Origin of the sequence: Wenyingzhuangia sp. 2_MG-2023 (assembly GCF_030548295.1) — a bacterium.
In the GTDB taxonomy this organism is placed as follows: domain Bacteria; phylum Bacteroidota; class Bacteroidia; order Flavobacteriales; family Flavobacteriaceae; genus Wenyingzhuangia.
Map to the genome: position 1 here is coordinate 1 of NZ_JAUOSB010000195.1, position 237 is coordinate 237.

Here is a 237-nt window from a genome sequence, read left to right on the forward strand (position 1 = left end):
GGCTAAAGACCTACTGATTCGCTTGAAAAAACGCTTCGGCCCTAATGGCGTTCTTCAAAACGGCCAAGGTAAATGGTACCCCGGCGAAGAAGTCCCTCGTTGGGCTCTGGGCTGCTTCTGGCGTACGGATGGCGAGCCGCTCTGGAAAGATTCTAGCCTGCTTGCTCGCGTTGACAAAAATTACGACTTCAACCATGAACATGCTGAGCAGTTCGCTTCACTATTATGCCGTAATCT

The 237-nt window shown here is 51.1% G+C and carries 1 protein-coding gene; it reads left to right on the forward strand.

Annotated features, from left to right (window positions below; translation table 11 throughout):
* On the forward strand, positions 1–237 hold a 237-nt coding region (locus Q4548_RS17035; protein WP_303457283.1), incomplete at both ends, for a transglutaminase family protein.